We start from the raw sequence: 14,717 nt of genomic DNA, 5'->3' as shown, positions 1-14,717 counted from the left end.
AAACTCATTTCCAGGCATTTTAATTATTCGTTTTTATGGCAGCGTCATATCAAAAATTCACCTTAGGCTCAACTATTACGCCCGAACAGCAAGCTTTTTTCAACCAGCACGGTTATATCCACTTTAAAAATTTCATCAAGCCCGAAACGGTAAACGATATCATCAAAGCCTCCAAACAGGTTGAACAGAAATGGATTGACGAGAAAACCGAAAAAGTGAACGGCGTGCCCATTAAATACGGCAAAGACCTCGATGGTTCACCTATAGTACAACGTTTCGCATTCATTAATAAACATAGCAGCACGTTGGATGAATTTTCAAAAGATCCGCGTTTCCAGATCCTGTTAAACCTTGTTGGTGAAGGCGCACGCTTAGGCACCGAAGAGAAAGACGGCATGGTTTTTAACCACTATGTAAACGGCCCCAACAGCAGTTTTACTAAGATGGGCTGGCACACCGACGGCCTGCGCGACATTTTCCAGGGGCAAAAACTAAACCCGATGCTGAATGTGGGCATCCACCTAAGTACTTTGAAGCCCGAAAACGGCGGTTTGCGCATTTTGCCAGGCACGCATAAGCAAAACCTTTACCAGCTGCTTTTCCGTAAAAAGTATTTCCTGGATCACGATACCGATGAAAATGAGATTGCTATTACCCCCACCGCGGGCGACCTTACCATTCATGATGGCCGCCTGTGGCACCGCGTGGCCCAATCATCGGTAATTGGTGAAGAAAGCCGCCGCAGGGTAATCTACATTCCCATCATCGCCGGTAAATATGAGCCTAAGCATGCCGATAGTCCAACGGCTTTTTATCAACGCTTTGCAGGTATAGTAAAATAAAAATATGTTAATAGCCTTATTCATCAGCTATTTGGTACGCACCGGGAAAATAGCTGCCGTTAAAAATTTCCTCGCAACCAAATTACCGGGCAAACCCCTGGCATAAGCCGCTTAGCGCGGCCTATGCTTTTTAAAATAAGTGTACGAGTAAACAACCGGGATGAACACCATAACACCAACACCTACCAAAAACACCACGGTACTTGCCTTGGCCGGCAGAAACAATACCAACGCCGTAAGCGAAATACCTGCCGTAAACCACAGTTTACCTGCAAGGCGATGGGTTGCGCGCCAGGTATCATCGTCTTCCAAAGTCCATGGTGTGCGAATGCCTGCGAAATAGTTTGGCTTGATGCTGTGCATCATGTTGCCGATAAAAGCAAACAACAACCCAACAATTGGCAATATCAGTTTATCAATCTTAAAGGCGTGGTTTAGCGTAGCAAATGCTATGGCAATACCCAATGCCGCAAAAAAAGCAACCATACCAAAAGCCAGTTTCTGAAAGGTGGCCTCACCATATTTTACATATTTTTTAGGGTCGATAGCGGGCAGGAACTTCATTAACAGGTACACCAGTGCCGATGTACCCATCAAAATCGCTTCTCCTCCAATAAATTCTCCCCTGCTGCCATAACGGTCGGGCTGTCCATTCGCACCAAAATGTACCGGTACCGAAACCGGCAACGATGAATAAATATAAGCGATATAGGCAACCGGCAATAGCCAGATGATCAAAGCGGCGGCATCGATCCAGGTAAACTTTTTCATTTTATTTATTTTTTTGTGATGATTTAAATTGCATAATCCATTTCAGCATTTCGTCCATTACGGTGGTATTGATAGAGTAATAGATAAACTGCCCCTCTTTTACCGAAACAACTAAACCGGCCTGCCGTAACAGATCGAGGTGGTGCGAGATGCTTGGTTTGGAGATGGAGAACTGGTCGGCTATGTCGCCGGCCGTCATGTCTTTATCTTTTAACAGCTCGAGTATTTCGCGGCGGGTTGGGTCGTTAAGGGCTTTAAATAGTGCGTTCAATTTGATTTTGTCTATTTATATATTTAGACAAATATCTAAATATTTGTTACAAAAAAAGTTGTGATTGATCCTATTAAAAAATAATCCTATACCTGGTCGAAGTTTAGCGATAGCGTAACTTCGTCCTAAAGTGGTGGAAGCATTCTGCTTCCGAGTCGCAGCATTAAATATCTTTCTAAAGCTAAAACTTGGTGAAAGTTGTAAAAGTTAAGCTGAAAGCTTAACACAGTTTAGGACGAAGTTACGCTGCGCTAAACTTCGACCAGAATGTAGGCGGCATCGTTTCTTTATTTTGATTTTATTTAAACCAAACCGTCTGCGTATAAGCCCCATCCACCGCGGCATCCCAAACTTCCAGCCTCACCCATTTTCGCCATCTCATATCCAACACTTTACTAAAACTTTTTGCGCCGAATGCCTGCGTAGAAGTCAGATCAATACGTTCACGATAAACCTGTTTACCATCGCCGGAAACAATCTCAGCAAAATTAAGCGGGAATGTCCAGCTGGTTTGAAAATTGATGGCGCATTTACCATCGGCAGGTAACGCTATAGTTTCGCCTGATGAATGGCCGTTCACCTTGAAATCTTCGATCAATACCTCCCCGGTTGTAGAGAAGAATTGGCCTTGCTCCAGTTTATTTAAAACCGGTTGCCAGCCATTTTTAAAATTAGGGATCTTATCCAGCTTCAGGTAATTGATATTAAGATGGGCGTACATTTCATTTTCCGGTTCGATAGTGAACAGGTCTGCTTCGGAGAGAAATTTCTTTTTAAGCCCCCAATTGTTCATATCATCCATCAGATCGAATACCCTTTTACCTAAACGCGGTTGCGACAGATCGGCAGGTAAAGCTTTCCATGCTGCGCCTAAAAACCTTTCCGACAGGAAAAAATCTTCTTTTTTATATGCATCCGGAAACCCGGTTGAGCCCTTGGTACGGGCATGTGCGGTCCAGGCCAGGCCGTTCTCGGCTTTCAGCAGGTTCAGCATATCGGTTTTATCACCAATGTGATAAACTTTACCATGTTTGGTATCGGTACTTATAAACGGTATACCCTCCTTGCGCGACATAATCCAATAAACCGGCTTCGGAAAAAATGCCAGCCAGTGGCCGCCGAAAAATTCGTTAGGTTCCTCGCCTGGTAACAATAAAAATTTATTGTCAGATAGCCTGCTGCACTGATCAAACAAAGCTTTTAACTCCTTAAGCCGCTGCTCGTCCGGTCCTTTAGGATGTGCGGTGTAATGAAACTCGGCCAGGTGAACGATATCAACCCCGTGCCTTTTAAATACTTTTACAAACGATGGGCTATCGGGTACAGGTTTACCGGCCAGCACCACGCTCATGATAAACTCATTGTGGAAATGGCTGGCCAATGTTTTGTAACCCGGCAAAGGTTTATAGCTATCGTTATGGGTGAATTGCTTTACATTATCCAGTAAAGCTTCGGCTCCATTGGTACCCAACAGGCAGAAGAAGTTGAGGCGCTGTTTAGTTCCCGGAGGCGCGTTGAACCAGGGCACAAAGCGTTTATCGCCCTGTAATTCCTGCCTGATGCCGAGGCCGTATCCGGGCAACAGGTTGCGGTAATTATTACCGTACCAAACAAATTTAAGGTTGAATGCCTCATCCAAGGGATAAAAATACTGATGCGGTGCAGGGAAAACCGCGATGCTATTGTTGCCATTAATACCGATGATAGTACGGTATTTAACCGCCAGATTTTTAGCGGTATCAGCAGAACCGTCATCGGTTTTAAGCTTTTCATAAACATCGCTGTAGCTGATGCTTTTTACCGGCTGAGACTTCGCCACCAAACCTGCATCATACAAAATAGCCGTCGAATCTACCCGTGTTGATATTACAGCAGCTACATTAAATAGCGGCTGTCCGTTAAAAAGGGTTATCTCCAGGTCACCTTTAAAATTGGGGGCTTCAATCCCGCCTATTTTAATAATGGTGCGCGTCCCCGCGCTGCTAACCGCTATCCCTTTTTTATTAAAACCAACTTTATAGGACTGATGCGGCTTAAGCGGCACTTTATCAAAGAAAATATTCCAGCCATTTTGAGAGATCAGATCGCGTTTGCCTTCGGTAAGTACAAACTGCGGATCAACGTTTTCAATTACCTTATTGTATTTGCCTTTATTGCCTAACGCAATGCTATTGAACAACGGTTCGCCATTTTTCAAATTAAGCACAAGCCTGCCCGAATTGCTATTATCCACAGGCCAGACTACCGACACCAGGCCAGCTTTTTCTTGCTTCACCACAACACCTGCCGCCGGCTTGCCCGGAACCTGTGCCCTCACTTCGAAAAAACACAGCGTTGCCGCTAAACTTAAAACCAGATATTTTACCCTCATAATCTCTTCTTTTTATTTAGTTACTACCGGCCAGCCGTTTTGATATTTTATCGGACTGATGCACATTACCCTGCCCTTTTGCTTATGGGCAATTTCAATAGCATGGTAAGCTATAAACCTGTTCCCTTTTTCATCTGTAAAGATGGAGTTATGACCAGGGGCGGTATAAGTTGCATCCTTGATCAAAATAGCGCTGTTCAAAGTTTTGTCTGCCTCGCCCAAACGAGTGAACGGCCCTTCCGGGCTGGTTGCTTTGGCTATCATTACCGCGTAATTGGAGTTGTCACCACAGCAGTTATCACCCGAATAATAAAGGTAATAAGTGCCGTTATCATAATCCAGCCACGAACCTTCAATCAGGTTACTATAGTTCTGGTCTTTTCTGGCCTCAACAGCTACCACCGCCTGCGAACCTTCTTTAAAATCCGACCAGTCATCTTTCATCTCCTGCACCCTCAAAGGTTGAAAGTCTGATCCCCAATACAGGAAATGCTTACCTGTTTTAGGATCGACAAAAGCTTTTGGATCGATGCAATGAAAGCTTGGGCCTTTCATAAAAGGAGTTCCCCTATCGGTAAACGGACCAAGCGGATTATCGGCATAGGCAATACCCATCCATTTCCCGGTAAGCTCATTAGGATCGGCAGAGTAGAACATCACAAATTTGTTCAGTTTGGCATCAAAGAAAACATCCGGCGCCCAAAAGTTTTGAGTATTTGATGCCCAGGTCGGTTTCTGCGGCAAGGCATCACCCGCGTGTACCCAATGCTCATGATCAGTTGACCAGGCTACCTGGATATTCATCATCCTCCCATCTGCCCCCGGCGATTGGGTGGCGTAGGCGTAGTATTTACCATTATAGCGAATCACCGTTGGATCGGGAAAATCTCGGTCAAGCACAACATGGATGAGACCAGTGTAGGTTGGCGTTGTTTTAACAGGTTTGGCTTGTTGGGCATGGCTGCTGCAGGCGCTAAGCGTGCTGAGGAAACCCAGCATCAGGTAGGGGAGTAATATTTTCATAGCGTAGTTGGTTAAGAAGAATAAACCATCGTCATTGCGAGGAACGAAGCAATCGCGAACTATACTGGGCGGATTTGCTTCCGTGCGATTGCTTCGTTCCTCGCAATGACGTGATGGGTAAATCAGACTTACGAAGTTTTAAAAACTTCGTAAGTCTTGCTTAGCAAATTTCCATGCATCTGCACATCTAAAATCTGCACATCTGCATATCTAACCCCCTACCTCCCGGTAAGCTTTTTGATCAAATTCGTTTCTTCAGGGATATAAGCGGTTCCGTCCTTGCGGAAAATATCATGGAACCACACTTTAGGCTCGCTGCCGTCCGGTATCGGGGTATCCCAGGCGTAGATGGTATTGGTTTTACCGCTTACAAAGCCCCAGTTTATAGCGCCTACATTCTCTTTTTTAAGCATTGGCAACACGGTGCTGAACAGGCTGTTACGCGGACGCGCCATATATTCCGTACAGATCAGCGGTCGGCCATTCATTTTCAGGAACTGCACGGTTTTCAGGTGCTCGTTTTCGGGAGTGTAATCATGATAGGTAACGATATCCGAATTAGCTATCTGGAATTTATTCAACTCTTCCAGATCCCAGCGCCAAACACCCGCGCTTATCGGCTGACTTGGATTTACCTGCCTTGCCCATTTAAACACGCTTTTCAGCAACGGTAACGAGCGGTTGCCTTTATCCGAGTTGCCCGGCTCGTTATACAAATCCCAAAGTAAAACGCGTTTATCATTAGCAAAACGTTTCAATACATCTTTCACATATTTTTCAAGCACCGGCGAGTTAGCCGCATTATCAGAAGCCGGCTGACCAGGATCCTGCATCCAACCCGAATTGTGGATACCCGGTTTTGGCTCAGGCTGTTTGCCAATTTTAGGTACTTTGTTCCAGCAATCGTCAAAAAACACAAACATGGTTTTTACGCCGTGCTTGCTCGAGATGGTCAGGTATTGATCCATGCGTTTTTTGAAACCTTCAGGGTCCTGCTCCCAGGCTAAGTGGTGCAAAAACACACGCATTACATTCATGCCTATTCCCTGCGCATAGCCTAATTCTTTATCGATAGTTTTAGGATCGAAGGTATCGGCCTGCCACATTTCTAACTGGTTAATGGCGGTGCTCGGTATAAAATCAGCACCTACCAGCCATTGCTGCTGGGCATACCAATTTTTTGCTTTCTGCTCAGACCATACCTGCGCTGCTGCCGGGGCTTTCTGCTGCGCCATTACCCTCATCCCCAACGGCATCGCTAAAGCCAGGGCCAATACTTTTAGTTTTGTTTGCATGTATTTGTGTTTAATAGTTTAATTAATGTTTTGTTTGCCCCCCTGCTCGACACAGCCGCTCGGCTCCAGCCCATAGCTGTTGCGAAGGCTTTTTAATTCCCTCCTTGGGGAGGGGCGCGGTGGATTGTGTTGTGGCAGGGAGGGGTTCTGCACCATGCTAACAAACATGCATGGCGTTGAAACCCCTCCCTACACCCTCCCAGGGGAGGGAATCGCACAATCCCGCCCTCATTTCTCGTCTTCCTAACAACTATAAACTGAGCCAGGCAGCGATATAGAGCAATTATTTATTTCTTCACCAACCTTCCCTTAATCATCCAAATAGCCGTATTCCCACCATACGCATTGGTTGACGTAAGCGCAATGATCGTATCATCATTCAACACACATATCGAGTTCCAAAGCCCCTGCTTATCCAACGGAACAGCAAACGGATCGGGCACCGTCACAAAATCGCGTGCTTCGCCATTACCTACCGCTACCTGCATGCGGGCTTGCTCCCAGTTATGATTACGGTTTAATGTGCTTTGGTATGATAGTATAGTTTCGCCGCTATGCAGTTGCCTTAAAAACGGTGCGCCTGCATAAACGGTATCCGGCAGTCTCGGGGTAAGGGCATAACTCCGTTCAGTATCATCGGCCCCAACTGTTTTTTGCCAGTTTTGGGTGATGCTGTTACGGATGATAGATGGCTTAAAAGTAGTGCCTGCATTATCCTCGATGGAAAACGCGATCTCGTTTTTACCTTTCAGGAGGATAGCTATCGGCATTCCATCCCGATGTCCCGGCCTGAAGGAAACGATCTGCGGCTGCTTAGTCCAGGTAAGGCCGTTATCCTTCGATCTGAGTATGGAAATATTTTGTTCATTTGATTTGGTGTAGATACCCTCGTTAGAGAAGAACAACTGGATCTCGCCCGATGGCAATTGAATTTGTGAAGGCTCCCAGCAACCATCATCAAAACTGCTGGCGGCCTCATAAATCAGCCTTTCATCTTTCCATGTTTTACCGCCGTCGTAGCTTTTTTTTGTGCAGATGCCGAAGTGTTTGGCTTCATCCCATGCGCCGTTAACCTTATGCGGACGAGGATTGTAAGATGCCAGTATCGAACCATCTTTAAGCTCCAATACATCCGGCACGGCCATGTTAACGCCATTGCCCGATGCGGCAATTATAATGGGTTTGCTCCAGGTTTTGCCGCCATCGCTACTTTTGGTACTCACCGAGCCTTCCCGGCTTTCGTAAACACAGAGCAGGCTTTTATCTTTTAACTGAACCATGCGGGCATAATTGCCGCCTTTTTCGCTCACCTGTTTTAAGGTGGATTGATCCCAAACTATGGTTTTGGCTGGCACGATATCCTTAACGGCATCGTGTCGCCCCGGAACCATCACCGGGGCAAACACACCCATTAACCAAATGAATACCTGCCGCATAACCAATTATAGTTTATTTTTTATCCGCTTATTTGCCTTACCCGGTGAAAAGCTACAGCAATTTGCATTTGTTATTCAGCAACCGGGAAAGCCGAGATCCTTAACCTCGCACCGCCCATTGGCACTAATGTTAGCTCTTTAGCTGGCTCTTCGGTTTTTACCGGGCTTTGTGGCAGCACGCCGCATAGTCCGGTTTCATCAACTTTCCAGCCAGGGAGCTGTTTGCCTTTAGCTTTTAGTTCGATAGGTGCGGTAGCATTGGTGAACGGATTATTATCCTTCGGCCATGCACGGTGAACAACTTCTAATGATTTTTCGGGGTGTTGCTCATCTATCAGCAAACCATAGTTCCATGGCGATGCCGCGTAAATATTAAACGATGGCCATTTCGAAGGATCGGCAGTTGGCTGCCAGTGCGAATCGCCCTGCGCATCTTTCAGATTATCGCCTTTGGTATATTCCTCTTTAATTTTAAGCGAATAAGTAAGCGGACCATAGCTAACGCTCACGCTGTTTTTGTTTTTAGCCCACTCCTGTACTTTTAATTGCATTGGCAATTGCAGGGTTACCTTATCGCCATTTTTCCAATTTTTAGCTACGCGGATGTAATCGCCTGTTGAAGTATTCACATTAACGGCAACACCATTCACCTTAACCGAAGCGTCTTTACACCAGGCCGGGATGCGGAGATAAAGCGGGAAATCAACCGTTTTTGGTGTATTAACTGTAAAGCTGATCTGATCCTGGAATGGATAGTGGCTGGTTTCGGTAATGCTCACTTCGGTGCCTTTACCAACTTTGGCGCTCACCTTACCTTCGGTGTAAAGCAGGGCAGCTATACCGTTATCCGGCGTAGCCATCCAGCTGTTCTCTACATAATAAACCCAGCCGGCCGAGTGGTTATGCTGGCAGCAACGGCTACCAAAAGGATTCATCATTAAAAACGGGCCTTCGTTAGCAATACCGGGATGGTGGTTTTTACCATCGCTAACAATCATGTTAGGCGCGGTAAGGTAACGCAACGCGCGGTAATCAGGCATAAAAGCCGCCGGGAAGGTATTGAAAGCCACATCTTCGCAGTTTTCGGCCCAGAAGCGGTCTCCGGTTGCGCCTAATAGCATCTGGTCGGATGTCATTTGCTCAACGAGGCCGCAGGTTTCAACTGCCTGGCGTGGGTCATCATATCCTTTACGTGCATTTTCGTCGGCACCAAACATACCCCCCGGTACCTGGCCGTAAATATCACGGATCAGTTTAAAATCGTGATACGTAGCGTCCAGATCTTTTTTATCGTGGCTTTGCAGGTAGTACGTTGCAGGTTCGCGGAAACATTGGGCTACGTTAACATTGTGCCAGTTGGGCAGGTTATTGGCCTGGCGCCAGTCGGCAGTGTTTTTGTCAAGCTTGGTGGCAAGGTCAAGTAAAAACTTGTCGCCTGTGCGGTTATACAGCCAGTACACGCTCAGTATGTTATCGCCGCCGCGGCTGTTCTCCCAGTAATCTTCCAAAAATTTGTTATCCGGAGTGGCTAATTCGTATTTGAAGTATTTGGTCATGAAAGGGATCACGCGCGGATCTTTGCTGTACTCGTAGTACGATTGCAGGCACCACAGCATCGGCATATTGGTCCACAAATCGCGGTTACCATTATGCTCAACCGCCGGACCGAAATCGCCGTTATCCCTTTGATTATTCAGCACCGCGTCTATCCAGAACTTGGTTTCGGCAATCATTTTTTTATCACCTAAAGTATAAGCGATATCTGCATAGCCCTTCAGCCAGTAAGGTAATTCTTCCCAACCGTATTCGCCTTTGCCTTCTTTGTTTAACCAGGCATTGTTGGTTTTTGAAAGCCACACGCTGATCTCGCCCAGGTTGCCGGTTAAGCCATCGCGTTGCAGCTCCAGCATCTTTTTCATCCAGCCGCCGGCTTTGATGCTCCCGGTAGGCAATTTTGTAAAATATTGTTTTTGCAGTGGCGCACGGTTGCTCACATATAAAGTATTAGAAGCTTTATTATCAACCGTGGTAACTGTTGTTGCTTTCACTCCCTGGGCACTTGCCGTGGCAAAGCCCGCACATATTATCGCCACCGAAAGGCAAACCTCCCTGCGCATTAGTTTTATACTGTTTTTGATAGTCATGTAGTAAATATATTATTTAACCAGGGCCTCGTTGTACAATTTGCTATTGGCCTTTTGTAACAATTCTACAGGCATTTTGATCATCTTCCTGTCGTAGGTCATAAAGCCGTTCACCTCACCTTCCACATCGGTGGTTTGGGTGTAAACAGCTGCTGATAAGCCAACTTTTATCAGCTCTTCTAATCTATCGGTAAAGGTTGAATAACGCTTAAACAGGTCATCGGCATTTTTAAAAGTTTGGTAGCCCCAGTTTTTATTACTCTGCCAGTTATGGCCTTCAACAGGCCAGCCTAAACCACCAAACTCGCCTAAAACAACCGCCTTGGTTTTGCCGAAAATTTCGGGACGAGGCATAGCAGGGTGCGGGTAGTTGTGCAGATCAACGATATCGCCGGTATCGTAAAAATTACCGCCGCTGGCGCTGTTCACCAAACGCGATGGATCTTTTTTCTTGGTCCATTCGGTTATCTCCACAGTTTTAAACTGGCCCCAGGCTTCATTGAACGGGGTCCAAACCACAATACAAGGGTAATTATAAAGTGAGTTGATGATGGCGTTCCATTCTTTACGGTAATAACCTTCAGATTCCGGTGTGCGCTGCTGATCAGTAGCGCGGTCCAGCACCCCCGGGCGGTTTTCCCAATGGTTGCCCAGATCGCCGCTTGGCATATCCTGCCATAACAGCATACCCATTTTATCGCAATAGGTATAGTAACGGGCAGGCTCAACTTTAATGTGTTTACGGATCATGTTGAAGCCCATCGCTTTCAGCTTATCAATATCATAGCTCATGGCTTCGTAAGTTGGCGGGGTATACAAGCCATCAGGCCACCAACCCTGATCAAGCGGGCCATATTGAAATACAAATTTGTTGTTCAGCAACATACGCTGAATACCATTAGCATCGGCACCAAGCGAAATTTTACGCATGGCAAAGTAGCTGCCTATCTCATCAACAGCTTTGCCTCCGCGGGTAACAGCCACTTTCAGGTCATACAAAAACGGATCGGTAGTTGACCATAGATGCTGATCTTTAATATCCAGCACTGCCGTTTCGCCCGCGTCAATTGTTTTTTCGGATACAAGGGTTTTGCCGCTCCAGGCGCTGATCTTCAGCTTATCGCCGGGCTGGCTATTGCTAACTTCGGCCGAAACCGATAGTGTGTGATTGTCAATGTCAGGGGTTTGTTTGGTAGCGTCGATATGGGTTTTGGCAACGCCTTCCAGCCAAACAGTTTGCCAGATGCCTGTAACCGGTGTGTACCAGATCCCTTCGGGCTTTTTAACTTGTTTACCACGTGGCTGAGGCCCGTCATCTGTAGGGTCCCACACGCTTACGGTAATGTCTTGTTTCGAACCGCCTTTTAAATAAGGGGTAATGTTGAACGTGAACGGATCAAAGCCGCCTTCATGAATGCCGGCGCTTTTACCATTTACAAATACTTCGGTACGCCAGTCTACCGCGCCAAAGTGCATCAGTACTTCTTTACCTTTTAATGTTTTATTTAGGCTGATGGTTGTTTTGTACCACAGCATGCTATCCTTACCCACCGTTTTACCCACACCAGATAATGCCGACTCGACCGCGAAAGGCACCAATATCTTTCCATCATATTTAGCCGGACCAGTAGTGGCTTTAGGCACAATGGCATAGTTCCACAAACCATTAAGGTTTTGCCAGTTGCCGCGTACCATTTGCGGGCGGGGATATTCGGGAAGAGGTGCTTTTGGGTCAACTTTTTCGGCCCATGGTGTAGTGATCCTGTCTTTGATCAGGTGCCAATCGCCTTGCTGTGCATTGGCGGATAAACAGGCAGCAAAAAGAAGGGACAGGAGTAGTGGTGTTTTTTTCATTTGTTTGTTTAGAAGATAGCTACAATGATATGTATGAGAGAAAAAAGGGGCCGAACCTCACGGCACGGCCCCATCCAATTATTAACTAAAAAGACACTTTAACTATCGGTGAGTAGATCCGGTCTTCCACGCCGGCAATTTTTATTCCCAAACGGGCAAACACATAATTTTGTGTAGGCGTTAAGGTAGGAATATTTACGCTCATCGCGATATTGTTCATGCTGGTTATGGCCGAACCTGCAAGTTCGGTTTTCGCTACCCGGTTATCGCCATTTTCAGACACGAACGAAGTTTTGCCAATATACAGCGTTACGGTTTCGATATTTTTCGCATTAGCATCTGTAACCACTTTCTCAATATTGAACGTAGCATTAACCTTACCTGCTGCCGCTGCAAACTGCGGGCTGCGAAGCATGTAAAAAGGTGTAACCTCAATATCTAAAGTTTGCGGACCGTTAAGGGCGATGGCAACGGTATCGCGTTTGCTGCCGCCAAGCTCTTTCCATAAAAACGGGCCCTGGTTGGCGGGCATGGTAAACTTATAGTTACCGTTAAATAACAGTAAGGAGTATCCGCCGTCCTGGTCAAAAAATCCTCGGATCGATCCGGTTTTACCAAAACCGGGCTGGTAAACGTCAAACGGAACCTGGTTGGCTTCCACATTAACGTTTTCGCCCTTGTAGGTTAGATGGCCTTTCAGGGTTACAGACGGCTCCTTATAATTATCCTTCTTACAACCTGAGGCCGTAATCAAGAGGACTATGATGATATGATGAAATTTTATTTTCATGATTTTATTTTAAAAATACCTATTGATTTGGTTGCTTAACAATTTTAGGGTTTTTAGATATGATATCATCCGAAATCTGCGAATAATAGTTACCCATCTGGAACCTGTTTGAACCTGTAACCGGAGCCGGTTTAATCTCTTTATAAATCCATTTTCCGCTGTTGGCATTGCCCGGGTTGTAGTATTTATATGGCCATAAACCAAATGGCTGGGTATTACGTTTTTTAGCATCGCCAATGTTGGTTACCAGTTCGGCGGCCGTCATCGGGTTACCATCCCAAACAATGTGGGCAATCCTCCAGCGTTTCATATCAAATAATATGTGGCCTTCAAATGCTAATTCAACACGGCGCTCGTGCACAATCCTGTCAAAATAATTGGCAGCTGTTAACACCAGCGGGGTGGTTAAACCTGCACGGCTGCGTACCTGGTTAATATAGGTTGATGCTGTTGCATAATCCCCTAACTCGGCAGAGGCCTCGGCAGCGTTCAGCAATACCTCGGCATAACGGTAACGGATAAAGTTAACATCACTACCACGGCCACGGCGACCAGAACCCACAGTTGGATCAAGATACTTGCGCACATAAAAACCGGTTTGCGTACGTAACTCCAAACCACTAACCGGACCATCCTGCCCTACAACCTGCACACGGCCTAAACCGGGTACATCCTGCGGCTGGCTGGCATCGCTGCTGCTGATTATTGCGCCGCTGGCTAATTGATAACCGGCCATTACATCGGTACGTTTACCTTTAAATAAGCCGTTTGGCAGTAATACGGTACCGGCAAGCCTGGCATCCCTTCCGGCAAAAATATCCAACTGGTTGGTATAGTAAATCGGGTTACCCAAATCATCTTTGGTTGCCAAAGGTGCGTAAGTGTTATCCAGCTTTTCAAACGCTTCAACCAGGTTTAATGAAGGATCTAACCTACCCGCGTCACCGCCTTCATCCGAAATTGAATATGGCTGGTCGTTGGTGGTGAAACCATGTGTTTTACCGGCATTAGCTTTAAAATCCTCAACAAATATCGATTCTGAACTACCTTTATCCAAGAAGATGTTGGCAAAGTTATCGCTCAAATCAGGTAATTGCTTGTACAACGAGTAAGTACCCGAAGTGATGATAGCCTTTGCAGCAGTAAGTGCTTTGTTATAATAACCGGTTGCCATGCTGGCCGGTATACCTACTTCACCACCTGGCAAAGTTACTACCGGAGTTGTAACCCCATACTTGGCAATTGATGCTGCATATAATGCAGCCCTTGCTTCCATTGCTAAAATAGCACCTTTCGAGGCTCTTGACTTATCGCTGGTATTGGTTGCCAGATCTTTGATAGCCTCGGCCTCGCTGATCACGAAGTCGTAAACCTCAGATTCTTTTGCGCGGGGAATCTGCAAGGAGCTTACGTTACCCGAGAAATCATAATCAAGTGATTTGGTGATCAACGGTACACCGCCCATCCTTTTTACCATCTCGAAGTAAAAGTTGGCACGTAAAAACCTGCCCTCGGCAATAAAACCATTTTTTTCAGATTCGGTTAACGCGGTTGAAGCAGTTACACGCTCGATAAACAGGTTAAGGTCACGAACATAGGTATAATCATATAAGCCCCACTCGCCAAAGCCCCAGCCGGTACGTTGTACAAAGAAGTAGCTGCCGTTTTCTGAAGGGAACGATTCGCTGAAATCAGCAAATGATGCCCAACCGTTATCCAGGCCCGAAAAATCAACCTGCCTGTTATATAAATCGCCCAGGATGGATAATACCAGTGCCGGATCTGTAAATGCCACATCAGAAGCGATGATGGACTTAGGCGGCACATCCAAAAACTCACTGTCCTTTTTGCAGGCCCCTGTAATTAACAGGGCTGCAAACATCGTTGTTATAGTTATTTTTTTCATTGATTTTAAACTTA

At 46.1% G+C, this 14,717-nt stretch carries 11 protein-coding genes; 1 reads left to right on the top strand and 10 read right to left on the bottom strand.

Annotated elements, in window-relative coordinates:
* Positions 1–35 precede the first annotated feature (35 nt).
* Positions 36–842: a phytanoyl-CoA dioxygenase family protein gene (locus tag HYN43_RS28985; RefSeq protein WP_119407302.1), complete on the top strand. Its 807-nt coding sequence runs from the start codon at positions 36–38 to the stop codon at positions 840–842.
* Between the two features lie 111 nt (positions 843–953).
* Here HYN43_RS28985 and HYN43_RS28980 read toward each other — a convergent pair whose 3' ends face one another.
* The 10 genes from HYN43_RS28980 to HYN43_RS28935 all read right to left on the bottom strand — a co-directional run bounded on the left by HYN43_RS28980 (position 954) and on the right by HYN43_RS28935 (position 14,703).
* A complete protein-coding gene (locus HYN43_RS28980) occupies positions 954–1,613 on the bottom strand; it encodes an SdpI family protein (RefSeq protein WP_119407301.1) in 660 nt (219 codons plus the stop codon).
* Position 1,614: 1 nt separating this feature from the next.
* Positions 1,615–1,884 (bottom strand): autorepressor SdpR family transcription factor, encoded by a 270-nt coding sequence (locus HYN43_RS28975; protein WP_119407300.1) that lies wholly within the window; start codon positions 1,882–1,884, stop codon positions 1,615–1,617.
* 298 nt (positions 1,885–2,182) lie between these two features.
* A complete protein-coding gene (locus tag HYN43_RS28970) occupies positions 2,183–4,255 on the bottom strand; it encodes a CehA/McbA family metallohydrolase domain-containing protein (protein ID WP_119407299.1) in 2,073 nt (690 codons plus the stop codon).
* Positions 4,256–4,267: 12 nt separating this feature from the next.
* Positions 4,268–5,278: a glycoside hydrolase family 43 protein gene (locus HYN43_RS28965; RefSeq protein ID WP_119407298.1), complete on the bottom strand. Its 1,011-nt coding sequence runs from the start codon at positions 5,276–5,278 to the stop codon at positions 4,268–4,270.
* Between the two features lie 218 nt (positions 5,279–5,496).
* Positions 5,497–6,573 (bottom strand): cellulase family glycosylhydrolase, encoded by a 1,077-nt coding sequence (locus HYN43_RS28960; RefSeq protein WP_245447071.1) that lies wholly within the window; start codon positions 6,571–6,573, stop codon positions 5,497–5,499.
* Between the two features lie 287 nt (positions 6,574–6,860).
* Positions 6,861–8,009, bottom strand: coding sequence for a sialidase family protein (locus HYN43_RS28955; protein WP_119407297.1), 1,149 nt, complete (start codon positions 8,007–8,009; stop codon positions 6,861–6,863).
* 71 nt (positions 8,010–8,080) lie between these two features.
* Complete coding sequence (locus HYN43_RS28950; RefSeq protein ID WP_245447069.1) at positions 8,081–10,153, bottom strand: beta-L-arabinofuranosidase domain-containing protein; 2,073 nt, start codon at positions 10,151–10,153, stop codon at positions 8,081–8,083.
* 12 nt (positions 10,154–10,165) lie between these two features.
* The gene (locus tag HYN43_RS28945) at positions 10,166–12,007 is read right to left on the bottom strand and encodes a glycoside hydrolase family 2 protein (RefSeq protein WP_119407296.1); all 1,842 of its coding nucleotides are present in this window, start codon (positions 12,005–12,007) and stop codon (positions 10,166–10,168) included.
* A gap of 85 nt (positions 12,008–12,092) precedes the next feature.
* Complete coding sequence (locus HYN43_RS28940; protein WP_119407295.1) at positions 12,093–12,797, bottom strand: DUF3823 domain-containing protein; 705 nt, start codon at positions 12,795–12,797, stop codon at positions 12,093–12,095.
* A gap of 19 nt (positions 12,798–12,816) precedes the next feature.
* On the bottom strand, positions 12,817–14,703 hold the full coding sequence (locus tag HYN43_RS28935) for a RagB/SusD family nutrient uptake outer membrane protein (RefSeq protein ID WP_119407294.1): 1,887 nt from the start codon (positions 14,701–14,703) through the stop codon (positions 12,817–12,819).
* Between the last annotated feature and the right edge of the window lie 14 nt (positions 14,704–14,717).

It is taken from the genome of Mucilaginibacter celer, assembly GCF_003576455.2.
Taxonomy (GTDB): domain Bacteria; phylum Bacteroidota; class Bacteroidia; order Sphingobacteriales; family Sphingobacteriaceae; genus Mucilaginibacter; species Mucilaginibacter celer.
The sequence above is the reverse complement of the archived record's forward strand: the minus strand, read 5'-3'. Positions and strand labels throughout refer to the sequence as shown.